This is a genomic window from Mesorhizobium sp. GW821-FHT07A06, from assembly GCF_059419085.1.
In genome coordinates this window covers 107,590-127,997 of sequence record NZ_JBWKRC010000016.1, presented here as the reverse complement: position 1 = coordinate 127,997, position 20,408 = coordinate 107,590, and the positions used below count along the sequence as shown (strand labels likewise).

Annotated in this window: 22 protein-coding genes; 17 read left to right on the top strand and 5 right to left on the bottom strand. The window is 66.7% G+C overall.

Features of this window, described 5'->3' with window-relative positions; all coding sequences use genetic code 11:
- Positions 1-57: 57 nt before the first annotated feature.
- Positions 58-183: a hypothetical protein gene (locus AC07SZ_RS32435; protein WP_494917523.1), complete on the top strand. Its 126-nt coding sequence runs from the start codon at positions 58-60 to the stop codon at positions 181-183.
- Here the strand turns inward: AC07SZ_RS32435 and AC07SZ_RS32430 are convergent.
- Together AC07SZ_RS32430 and AC07SZ_RS32425 are read right to left on the bottom strand one after the other, a co-directional pair.
- Positions 180-905 carry a gamma-glutamylcyclotransferase gene (locus AC07SZ_RS32430; protein WP_081294852.1) on the bottom strand — a complete coding sequence of 242 codons (726 nt, stop codon included), beginning with the start codon at positions 903-905 and terminating at the stop codon, positions 180-182. The two genes, AC07SZ_RS32435 and AC07SZ_RS32430, sit on opposite strands and share 4 nt — an antisense overlap.
- A 349-nt stretch (positions 906-1,254) precedes the next feature.
- On the bottom strand, positions 1,255-2,106 hold the full coding sequence (locus AC07SZ_RS32425; protein WP_244494063.1) for an AraC family transcriptional regulator: 852 nt from the start codon (positions 2,104-2,106) through the stop codon (positions 1,255-1,257).
- 176 nt (positions 2,107-2,282) lie between these two features.
- On the opposite strand from AC07SZ_RS32425, the gene AC07SZ_RS32420 reads away from it, so the two are divergent.
- From AC07SZ_RS32420 to AC07SZ_RS32390, 7 genes are all read left to right on the top strand, one after another.
- Complete coding sequence (locus AC07SZ_RS32420; RefSeq protein WP_056570923.1) at positions 2,283-3,047, top strand: phytanoyl-CoA dioxygenase family protein; 765 nt, start codon at positions 2,283-2,285, stop codon at positions 3,045-3,047.
- A 217-nt stretch (positions 3,048-3,264) separates the two neighbouring features.
- Entirely contained in the window at positions 3,265-4,287 is a 1,023-nt protein-coding gene (locus tag AC07SZ_RS32415; RefSeq protein ID WP_494917522.1) for an ABC transporter permease, read from the top strand.
- A gap of 45 nt (positions 4,288-4,332) precedes the next feature.
- A complete protein-coding gene (locus tag AC07SZ_RS32410; protein WP_494917521.1) occupies positions 4,333-5,304 on the top strand; it encodes a sugar ABC transporter substrate-binding protein in 972 nt (323 codons plus the stop codon).
- Between the two features lie 80 nt (positions 5,305-5,384).
- The gene (locus AC07SZ_RS32405) at positions 5,385-6,902 is read left to right on the top strand and encodes a sugar ABC transporter ATP-binding protein (RefSeq protein WP_056570917.1); all 1,518 of its coding nucleotides are present in this window, start codon (positions 5,385-5,387) and stop codon (positions 6,900-6,902) included.
- A 12-nt stretch (positions 6,903-6,914) separates the two neighbouring features.
- Positions 6,915-7,874 (top strand): ribokinase, encoded by a 960-nt coding sequence (locus AC07SZ_RS32400; protein ID WP_244494062.1) that lies wholly within the window; start codon positions 6,915-6,917, stop codon positions 7,872-7,874.
- 16 nt (positions 7,875-7,890) lie between these two features.
- Entirely contained in the window at positions 7,891-8,352 is a 462-nt protein-coding gene (gene rbsD / locus AC07SZ_RS32395) for a D-ribose pyranase (RefSeq protein WP_065005267.1), read from the top strand.
- 1 nt (position 8,353) lies between these two features.
- Complete coding sequence (locus AC07SZ_RS32390; protein WP_494917520.1) at positions 8,354-9,193, top strand: 3-methyl-2-oxobutanoate hydroxymethyltransferase; 840 nt, start codon at positions 8,354-8,356, stop codon at positions 9,191-9,193.
- Between the two features lie 30 nt (positions 9,194-9,223).
- Here the strand turns inward: AC07SZ_RS32390 and AC07SZ_RS32385 are convergent, their stop codons facing one another.
- Positions 9,224-9,826 (bottom strand): TetR/AcrR family transcriptional regulator, encoded by a 603-nt coding sequence (locus AC07SZ_RS32385; RefSeq protein WP_494917519.1) that lies wholly within the window; start codon positions 9,824-9,826, stop codon positions 9,224-9,226.
- Between the two features lie 124 nt (positions 9,827-9,950).
- Between AC07SZ_RS32385 and AC07SZ_RS32380 the strand changes: the two genes are divergently transcribed.
- Positions 9,951-11,150, top strand: a complete 1,200-nt coding sequence (locus AC07SZ_RS32380) for a RidA family protein (protein WP_494917518.1) — start codon at positions 9,951-9,953, stop codon at positions 11,148-11,150.
- The gene (locus tag AC07SZ_RS32375) at positions 11,150-12,307 is read left to right on the top strand and encodes a M24 family metallopeptidase (protein ID WP_494917517.1); all 1,158 of its coding nucleotides are present in this window, start codon (positions 11,150-11,152) and stop codon (positions 12,305-12,307) included. Before AC07SZ_RS32380 ends, AC07SZ_RS32375 begins: the two co-directional genes overlap by 1 nt.
- Before the next feature lie 5 nt (positions 12,308-12,312).
- Here AC07SZ_RS32375 and AC07SZ_RS32370 read toward each other — a convergent pair whose 3' ends face one another.
- Complete coding sequence (locus AC07SZ_RS32370; RefSeq protein WP_172349324.1) at positions 12,313-13,074, bottom strand: IclR family transcriptional regulator; 762 nt, start codon at positions 13,072-13,074, stop codon at positions 12,313-12,315.
- Between the two features lie 122 nt (positions 13,075-13,196).
- On the opposite strand from AC07SZ_RS32370, the gene AC07SZ_RS32365 reads away from it, so the two are divergent.
- The 6 genes from AC07SZ_RS32365 to AC07SZ_RS32340 all read left to right on the top strand — a co-directional run bounded on the left by AC07SZ_RS32365 (position 13,197) and on the right by AC07SZ_RS32340 (position 18,093).
- Positions 13,197-13,868: an amino acid ABC transporter permease gene (locus AC07SZ_RS32365; protein ID WP_140774189.1), complete on the top strand. Its 672-nt coding sequence runs from the start codon at positions 13,197-13,199 to the stop codon at positions 13,866-13,868.
- Positions 13,865-14,515, top strand: a complete 651-nt coding sequence (locus AC07SZ_RS32360) for an amino acid ABC transporter permease (RefSeq protein WP_065005261.1) — start codon at positions 13,865-13,867, stop codon at positions 14,513-14,515. Before AC07SZ_RS32365 ends, AC07SZ_RS32360 begins: the two co-directional genes overlap by 4 nt.
- Positions 14,502-15,233, top strand: coding sequence for an amino acid ABC transporter ATP-binding protein (locus AC07SZ_RS32355; RefSeq protein WP_056570897.1), 732 nt, complete (start codon positions 14,502-14,504; stop codon positions 15,231-15,233). Before AC07SZ_RS32360 ends, AC07SZ_RS32355 begins: the two co-directional genes overlap by 14 nt.
- Positions 15,234-15,268: 35 nt before the next feature.
- Positions 15,269-16,057, top strand: coding sequence for a transporter substrate-binding domain-containing protein (locus AC07SZ_RS32350; protein ID WP_056570895.1), 789 nt, complete (start codon positions 15,269-15,271; stop codon positions 16,055-16,057).
- A gap of 78 nt (positions 16,058-16,135) precedes the next feature.
- Positions 16,136-17,152, top strand: coding sequence for a succinylglutamate desuccinylase/aspartoacylase family protein (locus AC07SZ_RS32345; protein WP_065005258.1), 1,017 nt, complete (start codon positions 16,136-16,138; stop codon positions 17,150-17,152).
- Complete coding sequence (locus AC07SZ_RS32340; RefSeq protein ID WP_494917516.1) at positions 17,149-18,093, top strand: threonine ammonia-lyase; 945 nt, start codon at positions 17,149-17,151, stop codon at positions 18,091-18,093. The genes AC07SZ_RS32345 and AC07SZ_RS32340 overlap by 4 nt, the downstream gene beginning before the upstream one ends.
- 83 nt (positions 18,094-18,176) lie before the next feature.
- Here AC07SZ_RS32340 and AC07SZ_RS32335 read toward each other — a convergent pair whose 3' ends face one another.
- Positions 18,177-19,085 carry a LysR family transcriptional regulator gene (locus AC07SZ_RS32335; protein ID WP_065005256.1) on the bottom strand — a complete coding sequence of 303 codons (909 nt, stop codon included), beginning with the start codon at positions 19,083-19,085 and terminating at the stop codon, positions 18,177-18,179.
- Positions 19,086-19,183: 98 nt separating this feature from the next.
- Here AC07SZ_RS32335 and AC07SZ_RS32330 point away from each other — a divergent pair, with 98 nt between their 5' ends.
- Entirely contained in the window at positions 19,184-20,407 is a 1,224-nt protein-coding gene (locus AC07SZ_RS32330) for an MFS transporter (protein WP_494917515.1), read from the top strand.
- Position 20,408 lies beyond the last annotated feature (1 nt).

Genomic DNA, 20,408 nt, shown 5'->3' with positions numbered 1-20,408 from the left:
GTTGACGTATAACCGCAGGGATATATGTTCGTCAAGAGCGAGATTGGAGCGGCAGGAATGATCCTCGTCACCGGAGCCACCGGCCATATCTCCAGCGATTTCACCGCGCTTACCGGCAAGCCGCCGGAAAGCTTTCGGGATTTCCTGGTTCGCGTGGCCCCCGCAAGTCCCGCGGGCGGCTAGAGAGCCGCTTGGGTACGCCCGATCTCCTGCGCCACCAGTTCCTGCAGCTGCCACAGATTGCGATCGCGTATGCCGCAGGCGTCGAGGTGGCGGATCGTCTCGAACAGATATTGCGCGCCTGAGCCCCAATGGCCGACGGCCCTGGCCAAAGTCGCCGCCACCGCGGCCTTGTCCAGCTTGCCGGCATAGCGCGGATTGGCCGGATCGACGACGAAGCCCAGCGCCCGGCTCGCCCCGCCTTCCGTGCTGACCCGCAGCCAGCGCGGCACGTTGACGGCGGGCAGGATGGTCATTTCGCGGCGCAGCAGCGCCTCCAGATTGGCCGCGACCGGCTCGGCGATCTCGAACACCATGCCCTGGCACTGGCCGCCGCGGTCGAGCGCCATCATCAGGCCGGGCTGCTCAAGCGTGCCGCGAAAGCGCTGCACCGTGAAGCAGAACGACCGGTGCCAGCCCCGCGCCACCGCCCGTTCGCCACCCCGCACCTCGCCGGCCGGCTTCCACAGCAACGAGCCATAGGCAAACAGCTTCAGCGGTCCAGGCGGCGCGGAGGCCAGGATCTCGTCGCGAAACCGCGCATAGTCGGCATCCAGCATATAGACCATGCCCGGCGTCGGCCCGGCATCCTCGACCACGCGCATGGTGCGCGCGACGAGTTCCTCGGTCAGCGCCATTTGCGATTTGCGCGGTGGGGTGGAAGTCGGCTTGTGCATGTTCGTCATGTTGCTGAAGGCAGACGGATTCTCAAGGGCAAGCCGCCGGGCAATCTCTTTCGGTTTCGAGTTCGGCTGTGACATTCAACAGACGTCAGCGCCGCCCCTCACCTGCCTGCCGGCATCCTCTCTCCGTATAGGGACGGGGAGAGGGGCGCTGTCATCGCCGCCTTCGCCAATCACCGACGTTTGCAAGAAGAGCGCGGCATCGCGGCCAGCCCATTTCTCCCCGTCCCTATACGGGGAGAAATGCCCGGCAGGGCAATGAGGGGCGGCGCTGACGCTGGCGATCGGAAGCGACCGCGCCGATTCAAAATCTGAGCACACACGCCCAAGCCCCTGAAAAGACTCTGCTCTCCTACCGCCCCGGCGCGGCACTCAACTCGCTGCGCCGCCAGGCGGCCGGCGAAATGCCCACGGAGCGTTTGAACTCGCGCCCGAAATGGTAGACGTCGCAGAAGCCGCAGGCTTCCGCCACTTCGGCCAGCGGCTGATCACCCTGCACCAGCAGCGATTGCGCCTGCATCAGCCGCTCGCGCATCAGCCATTGATGCGGGCTGGTGCGCAGATGTTTCTGGAACAGCCGCCGTACCTGCGAGGCGCCGAGCCCGGTGACGGTGGCAAGGTCGGATGCCGCCCACGCAAAGCCGGGTTCGGCGCGCATGGCGTCGAGCGCCGAGGCAAGCGGCTTCGGCAGATCGTCATTGCCGGCGCCGTTCACCGCGCGATCGACCAGGAGCAGGAACTCGGCGACCAGCTGGTTCAGCCGCAGGTCGAGGCCGGCGTCGCGCCGGCGCAGCGCCGAAAACAGCCGCTCGAACCATGGCGCCGGGCTGGTCGCTTCCGTGAAGCCGGTGCGCAACACGCCCTCGCCGAACAGCTTGCGCCGCAGGATCGCCGGGTCCGGGCCGTCGAGCCGAAACCACAGCAGCGTCCACGGCTCGTCCGGATCGGCGCAATGCACATGCGGCGCCTCGTTGGCCATCCACACCAGCTGGTGAGCACGCACGTCCAGCCGCTGCCCAAGCGTCTCGACATGGCCCCTCCCCGACAGGCAGTAGAGGATGTCCTGGCCGGGATAGACCGGCCGTTCTATGCGGTAATCGCGCGCCGCCGCCACCTTGCCGGCGCGCAGCACGCTGAAGGCCGTGCGCGTCCAGCCGGCGGCCGGCACATAGTGGAAACTCTCGAAAACATCCGTCTTGTTCATATGCGCGTTTTATACAAAACAAGCGTCTTGCTGTCCATTTTGTTCGCCGCCAGCGTCGCTATGGTTGCTCGCATGAGGTCGGGGATTTCTGCGGGCTTTTACCGAGAACCCCAGTTTCACGGGCTTTCCCGGCGCCTTGCGCCGCTGGCGGCCCGACAGTCCAGGGAGGCAAGACGATGCTGGCGATGACGAGGAAAGAGGCGGAAGACTACGCCCGTGATGGCTATATTATCCGCAGGGGACTGCTCAGCGTGGCGGAAGTGGAGGATTTTCGCGACCATGCCCGTGCGCAGCTGGAAGCGGAAAACAAGAATGGCGCCGTGATGGCCAAGGGCGACAAGGAGGGCAAGACCACCCTTCTGAAGATGTGGACCAAGGCCGAGGACGACAAATACGGGCTGCTCGCCCGCGACGAGCGCATGGTCGATCTGGCGGAAGACGCCGTCGGCAAGCCGATCTACCTTTACAGCCACAAGATGACGATGAAGCAGCCCAATGAGGGCGGCGCCTGGGAATGGCACCAGGATTTCGGCTACTGGTACAACTACGGCTGCCTGGCGCCGGAGATGATGAGCATCTATGTCGCGCTCGACAAGGCAACACGGGAGAATGGCTGCCTGCAGGTGCTGAAGGGTACGCACAAGCTCGGCCGCCTCAACCATATCCGCGAGAACGACCAGACCAATGTCGAGCAGGAACATCTGGAAGCAGCACTCAAGCGCTACGAGCACATCTATGTCGAGATGGAAGCCGGCGACGCGCTGATCTTCGACGGCAATCTCCTGCACCGCTCCGATGCCAACCGGTCCGACACCTATCGCTGGGGCTACATCTGCTCCTACAACGCCGTCGAGAACGCGCCGTTCAAGAAGGTTCGCGAATACGGGAATTTCGACGAGCTGCGCAAGGTGCCGGCCGGTTCGTTCCGCCAGGCGTCCTGACGCGGCGAGAATAGCGGCATGGGCGGCGACGCCCACGCCATGGCCATGATCCCTTTTCGAAAGATCATGGCCGAACAGGGGGATAGAGCCCGACCCTGAATCAGTTTGGGATCGGCACGAATGCATCGGCCCGCGCACGAGCTCGGCTCGGATCGATGGAATGGAAGAGTGGTCACGCTGGTGAGGACCGGCCGATCACGCTGAGGGAGGATGCTGTATGGCCCATGCGGTCAGGACCGGCGCGCGCGCGCCAGCCACGGACCGATTCACGCTGGCGCGGCTTTTGCGGGCGCGCGAGGCAGGCGTGTTCATCGCCCTGCTCGTGCTGTGCCTGTTCTTGTCCTTCGCCACCGATGGATTCCTGACATCGCTCAACCTGCTCAATGTCGGGCGCCAGATTTCCTTGCTCGGAATCATGGCGGTCGGCATGACGTTCGTGCTGATCGCGGGCGAGGTCGACCTCTCGGTCGGTTCGACCTATGCGTTCTCGGGCCTCGCCACCGGCATGCTGATCATCGCCGGCTGGGGGTTGCTGCCGGCGATCTGCGTCGGCCTCGCCACCGGCGTCGTCATCGGCCTCATCAACGGCGTGCTCTCCACCTATGGCCGCCTGCCCTCCCTGATCGCCACGCTCGGCATGCTGTCCATCGTGCGTGGTGCGGCGCTGATCCTGACCAATGGCCAGCCGGTGACGGTCAACGCCCGCAATGGCGCGCTGCCCGATGTGCTGCAGGCCTTCTCCTTCATGGGCCAGGGCTACCTCTTCACCATCATTCCCATGCAGCTGGTGTTCCTGGTCATCGTCGCTGTGCTGGCCTGGCTTGTCCTGTCCTTCTCCAATTTCGGCTTCCGGGTCTATGCCGTCGGCGGCAGCGCCAAGGCGGCGCGCGTTTCCGGCATCTCCGTCAACAAGGTCAAGATATCGGCCTTCATCCTGATGGGCGTGCTTGCCGCCTTCGCCGGCATTCTGGGCCTCGCCTTCCTGCCGTCCAGCCAGGCCGGACGCACCGGCCTTGGCCTCGAGCTCGACGTCATCGCCGCCACCATTGTCGGCGGCGCCTCGCTGTCGGGCGGCGAAGGCACGATCCTCGGCACCATACTGGGCGTGCTCATCATCGGCGTCATGCGCAATGGCCTTGTGCTGCTCGGCGTGTCGCCCTTCGTGCAGGAACTGATGATCGGCCTGGTCATCATCATCGCGGTCGGCATCGACAAATGGAGCACGCGCCGAGCGGGTTAATCGCAGAAGACAGAAGCAACCAGAACCAAAAAGGGAGGACTATCCATGAACATCAGACACGTCATTCTCGCGGCAGCGATCGGCCTTCTTCCGCTCTCGGCCCATGCCGAATCCAAGCTCGCCGATTTCCAGCTTGCGCCCCGCATCAAGGCCAAGATCGATGCCGGCCAGCCGCTCGACTTCTACGTCTCCTACCATGACGTCTCCAACGAATTCGCGCCGTTCATGAAGGCGGGCGTCGAGCGCGCCGCCAAGGAGGACAAGGTCGGCGCTCAGTTCATCGGCCCGGTCGGCGCCGATGCCGACGGCCAGATCTCGGAGATCGAGACGCTGATGGGCAAGATGGACGGCCTGGCGATCTCCTCGGTCTCAACCGACGCGCTGGCGCCGGTGATCGACCGCGTCATTGCCGCTGGCATCCCGGTCGTCACCTTCAACACCGACAATCCCCAGAGCAAGCGCCTCGCCTTCGCCGGCCAGGACCTCGTCCAGTCCGGCCGCGAGGCGGGCAAGCTGATGTCCAAGGTGCTGGGCGGCAAGGGCAAGGTGATGATCACCACCATCGACGCCGCCGCGCAATGGTCGCTCGACCGCGAGAAAGGCGCTCGCGAAGCGCTCAAGGCCGAGCCCGGCATCGAAGTTGTCAACACGCTCAACACCGGCACCGACCCGCAGAAGATCTATTCGGCGATCGAGAACGCCATGCTCGCCAACCCGTCGATCTCGGGCGTGCTGTCGCTCGAATGCTGCTCGACACCGGCCGCCGGCACCTGGGTGGAACGCAACAAGGCCACCGACAAGGTCAAGGTGGTCGGCTTCGACCTGCTAGACCAGACAGTGCAGCTCGTGCAGGACGGCAATGTCGATGCCACGATCGACCAGGCGCCGGAAAAGCAGGGCTTTGCCGCCGTCGACCTGCTGGTGAAGTTCCTCAAGGGCCAGCCGATCGACAATGTCGATACCGGCGTCGGCATCTACACCAAGGAGAACATCGCCGAAGTCGCCAAGAAGAAGTAATCGACAGCCCGCACGGCCGCCGATCCCAGTGGACCGGCGGCCGCTTGCACGCATTCAGCCAGCCCCAAGCCAGCAGGTTCATGACAGACACCCAGACCCCTGCCCCGATCGTCGAAATCTCCGGCCTGACCAAGCGGTTCCCCGGCGTGCTGGCGCTTGACCGCATTTCCGTCGCCTTCCGCGCCGGCGAGGTGCATGCCGTGATCGGCGAGAACGGCGCCGGCAAATCGACGCTGATGAACATGCTGGCCGGCGACCTGCAGCCCGATGGCGGCGAGATCCGCATCGACGGCAAGCCGGCGATTATCGCCTCGCCGCTCGCCAGCCGCGCCGCCGGCATCACCGTGGTCTACCAGGAGCTGGCGCTCTGCCCGACCCTGACCATCGCCGAGAACATCATGATGTCGGACATGGCGACGCGCTCCGTCGTGTCGCTGGTGCCGCGCGACGAGATGCGGCGCGAGGCGCGCGCGGCGCTGACCCGGCTCGGCATGGGCACGCTCGATCCCGACACCAGGGTCTCGCGCCTGTCGGTGGCCGAGATGCAACTGGTCGAGATCGCCGGCGCCATCCGCCAGCGCGCCCGCGTGCTGGTGCTGGACGAACCCAATTCGGCGCTCTCCAAGCGAGAGAGCGACCGCCTGTTCGAGATCGTCAAACAGTTGCGCGGCGAAGGCGTCACCGTCATCTACGTCTCGCATCATTTGAAGGAAGTGCTCGACCTTGCCGACCGCATAACCGTGATGCGAGACGGCCGCACCATCGAGACCATGGACAATGACGGCCTGTCGGAGGACCGGTTGATCCGCGCCATGGTCGGCCGCGAACTCGACACGGCGGCGCAGTGGTCGCTGCAAGCCGAGGCGCGCTCGCATGAGGCGCCGATCGTGCTCGCCGTCGAAAAGCTGACCGCGCCGAGCCTGGACGAGCTGAGCTTCCATGCCCGCGCCGGCGAGATCCTCGGCATTGGCGGCCTGCCGGATTCCGGCAAGGACATGCTCGGCGAAGCCCTGTTTGGCCTCTGCGCCCGGCGCGGGCGCGTCACCATCGACGGCACGGAATTGCGCGCCGCCGACCCGCGGGCCTCGATCCGCAACGGCATGGCGCTGGTGCCGGCCGACCGGCGCGGCGCCGGCGCGCTGCTGAGCATGAGCGTCGCCAACAATGTCGTCTCGGCCTCGCTGCCGCGCTTTTCGCTGGCCGGCTTCATGCGGCGTGGTGCCGTGCGCCGCGAGGCGCGCGCGCAGGTCGCCCGGCTCGATGCGCGCATTTCACATCTCGGCCAGAAGCTAGCCACGCTGTCCGGCGGCAACCAGCAGAAGATCATCCTTGGCCGCAGCCTCGTCACCAATCCGCGCGTGCTGGTGCTGCACGAGCCGACGCGCGGCGTCGATGTCGGCGCCAAGGCCGAGATCTACGCCATATTGCGCGGCATCGCCGGCGAAGGCGTGGCGGTGGTGATGATCTCGTCGGAGATTCCCGAATTGATCATGAACGCCGAACGCGTTCTGGTGCTGCGCAATGGCCGCGTTTCGGGTGAACTGACCGGAGCCGGCATCAACGAGGAAGCGATCCTGGCGCGCGCCATGGCGTCCTGAACGAGGCGATTGATGAGCAAACCCCAGACCGCACCAAGGATCACCATCGTCGGCAGCTTCGCTGTCGGCCTGACCATGCGGGCGCCGAAACTGCCGATCTTCGGCGAAACGATGCTTGGCACCGATTTCGACATGGGCGCCGGCGGCAAGGGCTCGAACCAGGCGGTGGCGACATCCAGGCTCGGCGCCGCCTCCTCGCTGGTCGCCATCATCGGCACCGACAAGCTGGCCGGCATCGCCACCGACCTCTATGCCGCCGAGGGCGTCGATGCGAGCTTTGTGACGACACGGACGGAACGCGCCACCGGCGTCGGCTTCATCATCCTCAACGACAAGGGCGAGAATTTCATCATCCTCGACATGGGCGCCAACGAGCTGATGGACGCGGCGGTCGTCGACACCGCCGAACAGCGCATTGCGCAGAGCGATGTGGTGATGACCGTGCTCGAAGTGCCGATAGCGGCCGCCGCCCGCGCCATGGAGCTTGGCCGCAGGCACGGCGCCCGCACCATCCTCAACCCCGCGCCCGCGCGCCAGCTTCCCGACGCGATCTTCGCCAATGTCGACTATCTCACCCCGAACGAAAGCGAATTGCGCATCCTGCTTGGCCTGCCCGCCGACGATCCGCGCTCGTCACGCGAACTGGCCGGCGAACTGCGACGCCGTGGCGTGCGCAACGTCGTGGTGACGCTCGGCCGCAGCGGCGCGCTCATCCTCACCGACGAACTCGACATCATGGTGCCGGCCGTGCCGGTCGAGGTGGTCGACACCACCGGCGCCGGCGACGCGTTCAACTCAGGCTTCGCCGTGGCGCTGGCCGAGGGCCGCGACATTGTCGACGCCGTGCGCTTCGGCGTCGTATGCGGCGGCATAGCCTGCACAAGGCTCGGCGTCATCCCCGGCCTGCCCGAACGTGGTCAGGCCGACGCGCTGTTCGCCGAAGCCCTCAAGACGACATGGCCCCAGAAATAACACGGAAGGAAAAGAGATGAACCGGAACCGCCTGCTCAACGCCGAACTGTCGCACGCCATCGCCTCGATGGGCCACGGCGATCTGATGATCGTCTGCGACGCGGGCTTTCCGATCCCGTCGAGCGCCTGGCGCATCGATCTCGCCATCTCGCCCGACGTGCCGGACCTGGAAACGGTGCTCGGCCCGATCGCGGCGAACCTGATCGCCGAGCGCGTCGGCTATGCCGACACGCTGCCGGTGCACAACGCGCCGCTGCTGGCGAAGCTCAAGCGCCTGTTTCCCGACGCCGATTTCGAGACGACCACGCACGAGACCATCCTCGGCGAGATGGCCAGAAAGGCCAAGGTCATCGTGCGCACCGGCGCCTTCGACCCCTGGGGCAACATCCTCATCTATTCCGGCGTCGACGTGCCGGCCTGGTTCTCCAAGCCCGGCGTTGTCGCGCCCGACTACTACGCGAAGAAGCTGAAAGGCTGACATGCCCCGCATCTTCGACTTCGGCGGCCGCGAGGTCGAGCGCTCCGCAACCGTCGCCAGCCTGCGGGCGCTGAAGGGCAGCGGCGGGCACGTCGCGCAGGTGACGGCCGAGACGGCGGACGAGGCCGCGGCGGCGGAGGCCGCCGGCATCGAGATGGTCGTCTGCCGTGCCGCCAATGTGGCGCGCGTGCGTGAAGGCTCGCGCCGTGTCTTCGTCACCGCCGCCCTCGGCTTCGCCGACGCGGTGACATCGGACGAGATCCTGCGCACCGCTTTCAGCGCGATCACGACCGGCGCCGACGCCGTCATCACCGGACGCGGCCATGAGACCGTGCGCATGCTCGCCAACGAGCAGATCCCGGTGATGGGCCATCTCGGCTTCGTGCCGCGCAAATCGACCTGGGTCGGCGGCATCCGCGCCGTCGGCAAGACCGCCACCGAGGCGCTCGAATTGTGGGACCGCTTCCGCCGGCTGGAAGATGCCGGCGCCTTCGCCGTCGAATGCGAGATCATTCCAGCCGAGGTCATGGCCGAGATCAACCGCCGCACCGGGCTGGTCACGGTCTCGCTGGGGTCCGGTCCATCAGCCGATGTGGTGTTCCTGTTCACCTCGGACATATCAGGCGAAAGCGCCCGCCTGCCCCGCCACGCCCGCGCCTGGGGCAATCTGGCCGCCCTCCACAAGGCCGTCCGCGAAGCCCGCGTCGCGGCGCTGTCAGGCTTTCGCAAGGAGGTCGCCGCCGGCAGCTACCCGGCCGAGGCCGAGATCGCCGGCATTGCCGATGCCGAGCTGGAGGAATTTCGCACCCGTCTCGAGTCGGGCGAGATTAGCTGGGGATAAACAAGCGGATAGAGCCGTACCTTGAATCGTTCAGGGCCGGTTCTCGATCATCTGCCGCAAGCTGCGATAGGTCCGCTCCAGCCGCTCGAAACCGCCCTCGGCAAGCGTGATCGGCGCGGCATTGTCGGCTATCACCGCGAACAGCAGCGCGGCGTCGGCCGGCACCACATTGGGCGCAAGCTCGCCGCGCCGACCCGCCGATGACAGCGCCTCCGCGAACAGCGCCGAGAGCTCGACGCCGAAATGGCCGAGCATCTGCCGGCCGCGGTCGCCCAGCAGATCGGCATCCTGGCGCAGCCGCGAGATCAGGCTCCAGCCGCGCCCTTCGGTGCCGGTCGGATTGAAATGGCTGAAACGCGCGCGGCTGTAGGCGATCATCGCCTCGACCTGATCCGAGAGGCTGGATCCTTGCGCCGACCAGACCGCGCGCAAGCCGCTCAGCGTCTCCTGCATGTAGTCGCCAAGCACCTCGTCGACGAGCGCCTGCTTGTTGCCGAAATGATAGTGGATGTTGGCGCGGGTCGTGCCGAGCGCCGCCGAAATATCCCCGAAGCTGGTGCCGCGATAGCCGTGGCGCACCAGAAGCTCCAGCGCCGTATCCTTGATCGCCTGTCTGGTGTCGGTCTCGTCCATGCCTTCCATCATAGCCAAATGCGTTGGCCTTGGACGCCGAAGCTTTGCGGCATCCCCAGCATTTGACGGAATACTGACTTGCAGGTAAGTAAGTAGAAAATCGGCGGGAGGATACGTGGTGCGGATGCAGACATTCAGCGATATCGAGGGATCGGCGCCGCAGGCCGTCCGCGCCGGTGATCTGGTCTTCATCGGCGGGCTGATGGCGACGGACGCCAGCGGCAATATCGTTGCAACCGGCATAACGGGTCAGGCGCGCGTCATTTTCGACCGGCTGGCGGCCCTTCTCGCCCAGGCCGGCGCCGGCATGGCCGATGTGGTCAAGCACAACATCTATTTCAGTTGCGAGGCCGATGCCGTCGGCGCCTTCCTCGACGAACTCGATGCCGTGCGCGCCGGCTGTTTCGCCGCCCCCGGCCCGACCACCACGGAAATCCGCTGCAGCCTCGACCGCGAGGGCGCGCTGCTGATGGTCGACGCCTGGGTGGTGGTCGGCGGCAAGCGCGAACAGCTCGACCCGCCGGGTCACTGGCGCTGGCGCAGAGAGCTGCCCTTCGTCCATGGCTGGAAGGTCGGCGACATGCTGTTTGTCGGCGGCCAGCGCTCGCTCGATGCCGAAGGCAATGTGCTCGGGCTCGGCGATATCGAGGTGCAGACCGACGAGGCCTTCCGCAACCTCGACACCATGCTGCGGTCGGGCGGCGGCGATCGCCACAGCCTGATGCGCCAGAACACCTATTTCCGCTTTTTCGGCGAGGGCCGCGAGGTCACCGACTACTGGGAGAAGATGACCAATGTGCGCCGCCGCTACATGTCGGTGCCTTCGGCGGCCGGTGCCGGACTGCGCGTCCAGGGCATGGGCGATCCCGACGAACTGATCCAGGTCGAGGGCATCGGCATGCTCGGCGACGACAAGCAGCGCCTGCAGCCGGCCAACCATTGGGACTGGAGCATTCCCAACACCCAGTTCACGCAAGGCTGGAAGATCGGCGGGCTCGCCTTCATCGGCGGCCAGATCTCGGCCGACGACAAGGCGCAGGCCGTCGGCGACGACATGGAGACGCAGACCCGCAACGTCTTCGAGTTCATCCGCCGCACGCTGGCCGAAGGCAGGCTCGACGAAAGCGACGTCGCCAAGCTCTATATCTACTATCATGCCGAAGGCAGCTGGGCCGGGATCGAGGCGACGCGCGCGGTGATTGCCCGCGTGCAGCGCGAATTCTACCCCGAGCCTGGTCCGGCGGTGACCGCGATCCGCGTCGCCGGCTTTGCCTTCGAGAACCTGCTGATCGAGATCGAGGCGATGGCGGTGACGCGAGACTGATGTCGAAACACGATTTCACCGCCGCCGAATTCGCCGACCGGCTGGCGCGCGTGCGCGCCGCCATGGCCGCACGCGACCTCGACTGGCTGGTTGCCGTCCACCCCGCCTCCATCCATTGGCTGACCGGCAGCGACGCCAAGAGCTACCAGGAATTCCAATGCCTGCTGGTCGGCGCGCGTGACGAGCCGCTCGTCGTGCTGACACGCCAGGGCGAGGTGCATGAATTCGAGACGGACGCCCTTGCCGGCGAGGTACAAGGCTATGGCGGCGGCGAGAACGAGGATCCGGTCGCGGCCTTCGCCGGCATGGCGCGGCGCCACGGCGTGCTCGGCAGGCGCGTCGGCCTTGAAGTGCCAGCCTACTATCTTCACCCACATCATTATCTCGGCCTTCGCGCCGTCATCGGCGATGCACTGCTCACCGAGGCGACCGAACTGATCGCCGGCCTGAAGCTGGTGAAGTCGTCGGTCGAGATCGGCTATATCAGGCGCGCGGCGGCCCTTGCCGACCTTGGCATGGAGCATTTTGCCGGCGAGCTCGCGGCGGGCCTGTCGGAACTGGCGCTGGCCGGCGGCATCCACGAGACCTTGCTGCGCAACGGCAGCGGCATCGCCGCCAGCCCGATCAACCTCGTCTCCGGCCCGCGCTCCGCCTACAGCCACGGCGCGCCGACCGCGCGCCGGCTTGAACATGGCGATTTCGGCAACATCGAATTCGGCGCCACCTTCAACCGCTACACAGCCACCATCGGCCGCAATTTCGCGCTGGGCAAGCCGACGCCGCGCATGGCCGAACTGCACGACATCGTGCTGCGCGCCGGCGACGCCATGATCGCGGCCATTCGCGACGGCGTGCCGGCAACCGTGCCGCACCAGGCGGCTCGCGCCGTCATCGGCGAGGCCGGGCTCGAAGCCTGCCGCGTCCACACGTCCGGCTATGCGCTGGGGCCGGGCTTTCCGCCGAGCTGGGCCGAGCCGCTGCACATGATCGGCGACAGCCCGCATATTCTGAAGGCCGGCATGGTGGTCACCATCGAGCCGCCGGTCTATATCGGCGCCGAGGGCCTTGGCGCCCGCATCATCGACAATGTGCTTGTCACCGCGACCGGTGCGCAGGTGCTGTCGCGCACGCCGCGCGACATCATCGTCGCGGGCTGAGCCCCCTACCCTCCAAGCTCATGCGCGATCTCGGCGCAAGCGAGCTTCAGCCGCGCCAGCATGGCCTCGAAATTGGGCGCGGCGCTGCGCCGGCTGACCGCCGCCACCGTCACGCAGGCCACGGCGCGCCCGTCGCCGGCGATGATCGGACAGACGACGTCGGTCACGCCGATGATGTCGCGGCTCTCATGGATGATGGCGCCGCGCTCCCGCACCGCGTCGAGTTCGGCGGCGAGCGTCGTCGGGTCCGGCGGCTCGCGCATCAGCATCAGGCATTCGGCGATCATCCGGTCACGCACCGGCTTGGGCTGGAACGCCATCAGCACGAGGCCGGAATGGGCATCCGCCAGCGGCCGGCGATAACCGAGCTTGAGCGAGAAATTCATGTCCGCCCCGCCCGATGCGGCCGCGATGATGACGGTTTCACCGCGATGCGCGACAACCAGGTGCGCCGCCTGGTGCACCTCCTCGGCGAAGCGCTCGACGATGGGGGCCGCCGTGCTGACCAGGTCGCGGGCGCGCGCCGTCTGCATGCCAAGCCCGAACAGCTTGTTCGACAGCATCAGCCCCTCGCCGCCCTCGTCGCGCTGGATGTAGCCGCGCGCAAGCAGCACATGGACCATGCGGAAGATCTCGTTCTTCGAACGCCCCAGTTCCTCGGCGATCTGGCGCGTGCCCATGGGCTGGCCGGCATTGGCCAGCAATTCAAGGATATCCAGCCCCTTTTCGAGGGCCGGCGCGCTGTAATTGAGCTTGTCGTCCGTCATTTGCATCCGCTTCATAGATGACGCTTGACGTCACATATGAAGCGACGATAGCGTGGTGTCCAGCAAATCCGAGCGGAAAATAGCGATCTGCCTGGAGTTGCATAGGGGGACGCTCTGCATCCATGAGCTATAATTTCAAATTTGATGTCCTGCTGCGCTATATCCCCGAGATCGTGCAAGGCGTGCTGCTGACCTTGCAGTTCTCGGTCGTCACCATGCTCTGCGGCCTTGCCATCGGCTTGATCGTCGCCATGGCCTCGATCAGCCCGCTGATGCCGCTGCGCGCCTGCGCCCGCGTCTATGTCGAGGCGCTGCGCAACACGCCGCTGCTGGTGCAGCTGTTCATCGTCTTCTTCGGCCTGCCTTCGATCGGCATCAAGCTTGGCGCCAACACCGCCGCGCTGATCGCGCTGTCGATCAACATGGGCGCCTATGGCGCGGAAATCCTGCGCGCCGGCTTCCAATCGGTGCGCCAGAGCCAGGTCGAGGCCGGCCGCTCGCTCGGCCTCACCGCCGGCCAGACCTTCCGCCATGTCGTGCTGTTCCAGGCGGTCAAGACCATCTACCCGGCGCTGGCCAGCCAGTTCGTGCTGATCATGCTGACCACCAGCGTCGTCTCCTCCATCGGCGCCACCGAGCTGTTCCACCAGGCCGCCTTCATCGATTCGCGCACCTACCGCTCCTTCGAGACCTACACGCTGATCACCGTTTCCTATCTCGTGCTGACGCTGGGCTTCCGGGCCTTCTTCGCCGGCGTCTACTGGATGGTCTTCGTCAGGAGGCCGCGCCGATGATCCGCGAATTTGGCGGCACCGATATCGTCTACCTGATCGAGGCCGCGCGCTGGACGCTGCTGCTGGCGCTCACCGCCACGGTGGGCGGCGGGCTGCTCGGCATCGTCGTCGCCGTCCTGCGCGTCATCCCGTTCAAGCCGCTCAACTGGCTGGCCATCGCCTGGATCAACCTGATCCAGGGCACGCCGCTGCTCGGCCAGCTCTTCGTCTTCTTCTTCGGCCTGCCGCTGGTCGGCCTCTCGGTCGACGCCTGGACGGCGGCGGCACTTTCCCTGTCGATCTACGCTTCGGCCTTCTTCGGCGAGATCTGGCGCGGCAGCCTGCAATCGGTGTCGCAGCGGCAATGGGAGGCGGGCGCCGCGCTCGGCCTCACCTACGCGCAGCGCCTCGGCCATGTCGTGCTGCCGCAGGCGATCCGCATCTCCGTCGCGCCGACCGTCGGCTTCCTCGTGCAGCTGGTGAAGAACACCTCGCTCACCGCGCTGATCGGCTTCGTCGAACTGACCCGCGCCAGCCAGATCATCAGCGGCGCGACCTTTGCCCCGCTGCCGGTCTACCTCACCGCCGCCGCCATCTATTTCGTCATCTGCTTTTCCCTCTCCCAGCTCGCCCGCATGCTGGAAAGGAGACTTCATGTCGCTCGTTGAGATCGCCGATATCCGCAAGCGCTTCGGCGCCGTCGAGGTGCTGAAGGGCATCTCGCTCAACGTGGAAAAAGGCGAGATCGTCGCCGTCATCGGCCGCTCGGGCTCGGGCAAGTCGACCATGCTTCGCTGCATCAACGGGCTGGAGAAGGTGCAGGCCGGCCGCATCGTCGTCGACGGCATCGACGTCACCGCGCCCAGGGCCGACCTCAATCTGCTGCGCCAGCGCGCCGGCATGGTGTTCCAGAGCTACAATCTGTTCCCGCACCTCAATGTCGAGCGCAATGTCACGCTGGCGCTGAAGCTGGTGCGCAAGCTCGACACGCCGGCCGCCCGCGAAGTCGCCCGCGCCGTGGTCGCCAAGGTCGGCCTCGCCGACAAGCTGCTTGCCTATCCCGACGAATTGTCCGGCGGCCAGCAGCAGCGCGTCGCCATCGCGCGCTCGCTGGCCATGCAGCCGACCCTGATGCTGTTCGACGAGATCACCTCCGCGCTCGACCCCGAACTGGTCGGCGAAGTGCTGCGCGTGCTCGAAAGCGTCGCCAGCGAAGGCATGACCATGATGCTCGTCACCCATGAGATGAACTTTGCCAAGAACGTCGCCGATCGCGTGATCTTCATGCACGAGGGCCGCATCCACGAGGATGGGCCAGCGCGTGAGACCTTGCTCGAGCCTCGTACGGCCGAACTCAGGAGCTTCCTGAGCGCCGTCCTTCACTAAGAAAAGAAAGTCCAACCAGAAAAAGGGGAAGTTCCATGTTCAAGCATCTCACCAGGATCGTCACAGCCGTGCTCCTGGCCGGCGCCGTCTCGGCAATGCCGGCGCGAGCGGCCGACCTGCAGAAAATCCTGTCCGCCGGCACGGTGCGCATCGGCGTGCCGATCGACGTGCCGCCCTTCGGTTCGGTCGACGCCAAGAACGAGCCGGTCGGCCTCGATGTCGACATGGCCAGGAAGATCGCCGAGGCGCTGGGCGTCAAGCTCGAGCTGCAGCAGATCACCGGCGCCAACCGCGTGCCCTACCTGGTCACTGACCGCCTCGACATCGTCATCGCCGCCATGGGCGCGACGCCGGAACGCGCGCTGCAGATCGCCTTCACCTCGCCCTATGCGGCGCTCTCGATCGGCGTCTTCGGCCCCGACAGCATCACGGTGAAGAGCCCGGCCGAACTCAAGGACGAGACCATCGCGGTGGCGCGCGGCACGACGCAGGACCTCGAACTGACCAAGGCCGCGCCCAACGCCAAGATCGTGCGCTTCGACGACGACGCCACCGCCGCGGCCGCTTTCACCTCCGGTCAGGCGCAACTGCTGGCCACCGCCGATGTCGTGGCCAAGGATTTGATGGACAAGGACGCCAAGGTGCAGCTGAAGCCCAAATTCATCCTGCAATTCTCGCCCTGCTACATCGGCATCCAGCAGGGCAGCCCGGAGCTGCTGCGCTGGCTCGACACCTACATCCATCTCGGCATGCTCGACGGCTCGCTTTCGGCGCTGTCGCAGAAGTGGATCGGCACCACGCTGCCGACCCTGCCGCCGATCTGACGTCTTCGGCGGCGGGGGCCTTCCCGCCCTCGCCGCCTCTCCCTCGCCACCTCCATCCCTAGAGTTTCAAAGAGAAACATGGCCCGCATGTCCACCGCCCGCACCACCATCGATTTCGACCGTTCCGGCAAGCAGATCGGCTTCGTCGACATTCCGCATTCGCCGCATGACGATGCCTGGGGCGCGACCCGCATTCCGCTCGCGGTGATCCGGAACGGCAACGGGCCGACCGTCATCCTGCAGGCCGGCAACCATGGCGACGAGTATGAGGGGCCGATCACGCTCGGCGAACTCATCCGCGATCTCGACCCTGGCATGGTCAGTGGCCGCATCATCTTCCTGCCGGCGATCAACCTGCCGGCCGTGCTGGCCGGCCGCCGTACCTCGCCCGTCGACGGGCTGAACCTCAACCGCACGTTCCCGGGCGATCCGACCGGCACCATCACCCAGCAGATCTCGGCCTATGTCAGCGACGTCGTCATGCCGCTTGGACATGCCTATGTGGATCTTCACTCCGGCGGCTCCTCGCTCAACATCCTGCCCAGCGCCATCATCGAGCCGGCGCCCGACGCCGCCCACCGCAAGCGCAACATGGAGGCGGTGCTCGCCTTCGACGCTCCGCTCACCGTCGTCATCGACAATCTCGGCGAGCCGCGCACCTCCACGGCCACATCGGTGCGGGCCGGGCTGACCACCGTCGGCACCGAGATGGCCGGCGCCGGCACGGTCTCGCTCGACGCGCTCGGCATCTGCCGCAAGGGCGTGCGCAATGTGCTGAGCCACCTCGGCGTGCTGCCGCCGACAGGTGGGCCGCCTGCCGCGAGGCCCGAAAACATCCTGCGCATTCCCGGCCATGACGGCTATGTGCTGGCCACCACCAATGGCGTGTTCGAACCGTTCCACGCGCTGGGCGCCGAGGTGCATGCCGGCGAGGACGCCGGCCGCATCCACAATCTGGCCGACCCCGGCCGCGCGCCCGAGACCGTGCGCTACCTCTCGGACGGCATCGTCTATGGCCGCCGCCAGCCCGGCCGTGTCGTTGTCGGCAATTGCTGCGTCACCGTCGCCACGCGCTATGAAGGAGAGCTGGCGTGATCGCGCTGGAAGACATCCGCACTGCCGCCGCGCGCATCCAAGGCAATGTCAGGCGCACGCCGATGATCGCCGCCACCAACCTCAAGACGCCGCTGGCCGGCGGCGTCGACCTGTCGCTGAAGCTGGAACTGCTGCAGGTCACCGGGTCGTTCAAGGCGCGCGGGGCCACCAACAGGCTGCTCTCGCTCGACCCTGCCGCGCTGGAACGTGGCATCGTCACCGCGTCGGGTGGCAACCATGGCATAGCCACCGCCCGCGCGGGCTTCATGGCCGGTGTGCCGGCAACCATCTTCCTGCCGACCAACGCCTCGCCGGCCAAGATCGAGAAGCTGCGCGCCTGGGGCGCGGCCACCCGCATCGTCGGCTCGGCCTGGCACGAGTCCAACGAGGCCGCGCAAGCCTTCGTCCGCGAAACCGGCGCCGTCTATTTCCATCCCTTCGCCGACCCGGCGGTGGTCGCCGGGCAAGGCACGGTCGGCCTCGAAATCCTCGACCAGATGCCGGATGTCACCACGGTGCTTGTCGCCATGGGCGGCGGCGGTCTGGTCAGCGGCGTGGCGACAGCGATCAAGGCGCTGGCGCCGCATGTGCGCGTCGTCGGCATCGAGGCGACGGGCTCGCCGGTGCTGCTGCGCGCGCTCGAGGCCGGAAGCAATGTCGCGCTGGACAGAGTGACGACCTCGGTGGCGACCATGGCCTGCGCCAAAACCGACGACCGCATCTTCGAAATCGTCCGCGACAAGGTCGACGAGATCGTGCTGGTCGACGACGACGAGATGCTGCGCGCCGCCAGAAGCCTGTGGTTCGAGATGGGCCTCGCCGCCGACCTCAGCGGCGCCGCCGCCATCGCGGCGCTTGCCGAGGACCGCGTGCGGATAAAGCAAGGCGAGCGCGTCTGCGCCATCGTCTGCGGCGCCGGCCCGGATGCTATTCTGGGATGATGGCGAGTGGCGATGCGAGAATGGACACGCTTCAGTCCTTCGCGCCCGCTCCGTCCTGCCGACTGCCAGTTGATCGGCCAAAACTACGACAGCACCGGCACCGGCGCCTCCAGCCCCTCCAGCAACGCGTCGCGAAACAGCGTGATCGGCCGGCTCAGCCGTCCGGCGGGTGGGCGATGCAGCATCCAGGCACGCACCCGCGGCCTGAAATCGGTGCAGTCGATGATCTCGACCTTGTCGCGCCACGGGCTGTCGGCGAAAGCGGCCGGGGTGACGAGGCCGATGCCATGGCCGCGCGCCACCAGTGACATGCGCAGGTCCGCGCTCATCGCCTCGACCCCGACCTGGAAAGGCAGCCGCGCCGCCTCCAGCGTGTGGCGGATGAAGGCGCGGAAGCCGCAGCCATTCTCGTTCATCACCCAGGGAAAGCGCGAAAGCATGGCGAGATCAACGGGCTTCGGCACGCCGAGACCAGGTGCGGCGACCAGCAGCACCGACTGCAGGCCGAGATCGTCGCAGACCAGTTCGTCCGGCGGCTTGACGCCGTCGGGAAGACAGACCGCGACCGCGTCGAGTTCGCTGCGCACCGCCTGCTCCACCAGGCGTGGCGACCAGCCGGACGTGATGCGCAAGGTGAGGTCCGGAAACGCCGCGCGCAGCCGGTCGAGCGGCAGCGCGAGGGCCGCGTCCGACAGGTAGGGCATGATCCCCAGCCGGAACTCGCCGTTCAATTCGCCTTGCGGCGACACGCCGGCCTTCAGATCCTCCAGCGAACGCAGCACGCGCCTTCCATGCTCATAGGCCTGGCGCCCCGAGGCGGTCGGCTTCAGCGGCTTCGACTGGCGGTCGAGCAGTGCCGTCGCCAGCCCGTCCTCGAGGTTCTGGATGCGGCGCGTGACGCCCGGCTGGGTGAGGTTGAGCCTTGCCGAGGCGCCGACGATCGAGCCGGTCTCCACCACCGCGATAAAGGCTTCGAGATCATGGATATTCATGCGTATCTCGCATAATCATTATCGAATTGATTGAATTGTAGCATGATAATCCTTCGGCATAAAGTCCTCGCTCAATATGCAACTTCATTGAGGACCTTATGCTCGACACCAATGACGGCCAATTGTGCGACCGGCTGCCCGCCGGCACCATCACCGGTCCGCAGACGCTGCTTTTTGCCGCCTCTACCGGCATCATCGTCACCAACCTGTTCGCGCCGCAGACGCTGGTCGGGCTGATCGGCCCGTCGCTCGGCGCCAATGCCGCGAGTGTCGGTCTCGTCGCCATGGCCACCCTGCTCGGCTATGCCGCCGGCCTGTTCTTCCTGGTGCCGCTGGCCGATCTCGCCGAGAACCGCGCCTTGATCCTGCGCATGCTCCTGGCGGCTGCCCTCGCGGCCGGCATCGCCGCCTTCGCGCCCACCATCGCCTCGCTGCTGATCGTCCTGTTCGTCCTCGGCGCCGCCTGTTCGGCGATCCAGATCCTGGTGCCCATCGCCGCCTCGATGGCGCCGCCCGGCGCGGCCGGCCGCGTCATCGGCGATGTGATGAGCGGGTTGATGATAGGCATCCTGCTCGCGCGGCCGCTGGCCAGCCTTGTCGCCGGCGCCTGGGGCTGGCGAGCCTTCTACGGCCTCAGCGCCGCGGCACTCGTCCTGCTCGCCTGCGTGCTCGCCTTCACCTTGCCGCGCCGGCGCCCGGAGGCGAAGTCCTCCTACGGCGCGCTGATCGCCTCACTGTTCGACCTGCTGCGCGACGAGCCGATGCTGCGGCGCCGCGCACTGACGGCGGCCCTGGTGATGGCGGCGTTCAGCCTGTTCTGGACCGCGGTGGCCTTGCGCCTCGCGGAGCCGCCCTTCGCCCTTGGCCAGCGCGGCATCGCGCTGTTCGCATTGGTGGGCGCCGGCGGTGCCGTGGTCACGCCGCTGTTCGGCCGCGCCGGCGACCAAGGCTGGACGCGATCCGCAACCATTTTCTGCCATCTCGTGCTGATCGGCGCGATGGCGCTCGCCGCCTGGGCCGGCTCCTCCCAGTCCGGAGCGTCTTGGCAACCGCTTATGCTGATGGGCACCAGCGCCGTGCTGCTCGACATCGGCGTCACCGGCGACCAGACGCTCGGCCGCCGCGCCATCAACCTGTTGCAGCCCAGGGCGCGCGGGCGCCTGAACGGCCTGTTCGTCGGCATCTTCTTCCTTGGCGGCGCCGTCGGCTCCTTGCTGGCCGGCATGGCCTGGAGCTGGGGCGGATGGCCCTGTGTCTGTGCCATCGGCGCGACCTTCGGCCTTGCCGCCCTGCTGGTCGACTGGATCGGCGGGCCGCGGTGAC

Excerpts from the sequence above, each read along its gene's own strand:
- AC07SZ_RS32360 (WP_065005261.1), top strand. The coding sequence starts at position 13,865 with ATGATCCGCGAATTTGGCGGCACCGATATCGTCTACCTGATCGAGGCC.
- AC07SZ_RS32415 (WP_494917522.1), top strand. The coding sequence starts at position 3,265 with ATGGCCCATGCGGTCAGGACCGGCGCGCGCGCGCCAGCCACGGACCGA.
- AC07SZ_RS32350 (WP_056570895.1), top strand. The coding sequence starts at position 15,269 with ATGTTCAAGCATCTCACCAGGATCGTCACAGCCGTGCTCCTGGCCGGC.
- AC07SZ_RS32330 (WP_494917515.1), top strand. The coding sequence starts at position 19,184 with ATGCTCGACACCAATGACGGCCAATTGTGCGACCGGCTGCCCGCCGGC.
- rbsD (WP_065005267.1), top strand. The coding sequence starts at position 7,891 with ATGAACCGGAACCGCCTGCTCAACGCCGAACTGTCGCACGCCATCGCC.
- AC07SZ_RS32400 (WP_244494062.1), top strand. The coding sequence starts at position 6,915 with ATGAGCAAACCCCAGACCGCACCAAGGATCACCATCGTCGGCAGCTTC.
- AC07SZ_RS32345 (WP_065005258.1), top strand. The coding sequence starts at position 16,136 with ATGGCCCGCATGTCCACCGCCCGCACCACCATCGATTTCGACCGTTCC.
- AC07SZ_RS32380 (WP_494917518.1), top strand. The coding sequence starts at position 9,951 with ATGCAGACATTCAGCGATATCGAGGGATCGGCGCCGCAGGCCGTCCGC.
- AC07SZ_RS32405 (WP_056570917.1), top strand. The coding sequence starts at position 5,385 with ATGACAGACACCCAGACCCCTGCCCCGATCGTCGAAATCTCCGGCCTG.
- AC07SZ_RS32435 (WP_494917523.1), top strand. The coding sequence starts at position 58 with ATGATCCTCGTCACCGGAGCCACCGGCCATATCTCCAGCGATTTCACC.
- AC07SZ_RS32385 (WP_494917519.1), bottom strand. The coding sequence starts at position 9,826 with ATGGACGAGACCGACACCAGACAGGCGATCAAGGATACGGCGCTGGAG.
- AC07SZ_RS32365 (WP_140774189.1), top strand. The coding sequence starts at position 13,197 with ATGAGCTATAATTTCAAATTTGATGTCCTGCTGCGCTATATCCCCGAG.
- AC07SZ_RS32390 (WP_494917520.1), top strand. The coding sequence starts at position 8,354 with ATGCCCCGCATCTTCGACTTCGGCGGCCGCGAGGTCGAGCGCTCCGCA.
- AC07SZ_RS32335 (WP_065005256.1), bottom strand. The coding sequence starts at position 19,085 with ATGAATATCCATGATCTCGAAGCCTTTATCGCGGTGGTGGAGACCGGC.
- AC07SZ_RS32430 (WP_081294852.1), bottom strand. The coding sequence starts at position 905 with ATGACGAACATGCACAAGCCGACTTCCACCCCACCGCGCAAATCGCAA.
- AC07SZ_RS32420 (WP_056570923.1), top strand. The coding sequence starts at position 2,283 with ATGCTGGCGATGACGAGGAAAGAGGCGGAAGACTACGCCCGTGATGGC.
- AC07SZ_RS32370 (WP_172349324.1), bottom strand. The coding sequence starts at position 13,074 with ATGACGGACGACAAGCTCAATTACAGCGCGCCGGCCCTCGAAAAGGGG.
- AC07SZ_RS32375 (WP_494917517.1), top strand. The coding sequence starts at position 11,150 with ATGTCGAAACACGATTTCACCGCCGCCGAATTCGCCGACCGGCTGGCG.
- AC07SZ_RS32410 (WP_494917521.1), top strand. The coding sequence starts at position 4,333 with ATGAACATCAGACACGTCATTCTCGCGGCAGCGATCGGCCTTCTTCCG.
- AC07SZ_RS32425 (WP_244494063.1), bottom strand. The coding sequence starts at position 2,106 with ATGAACAAGACGGATGTTTTCGAGAGTTTCCACTATGTGCCGGCCGCC.
- AC07SZ_RS32355 (WP_056570897.1), top strand. The coding sequence starts at position 14,502 with ATGTCGCTCGTTGAGATCGCCGATATCCGCAAGCGCTTCGGCGCCGTC.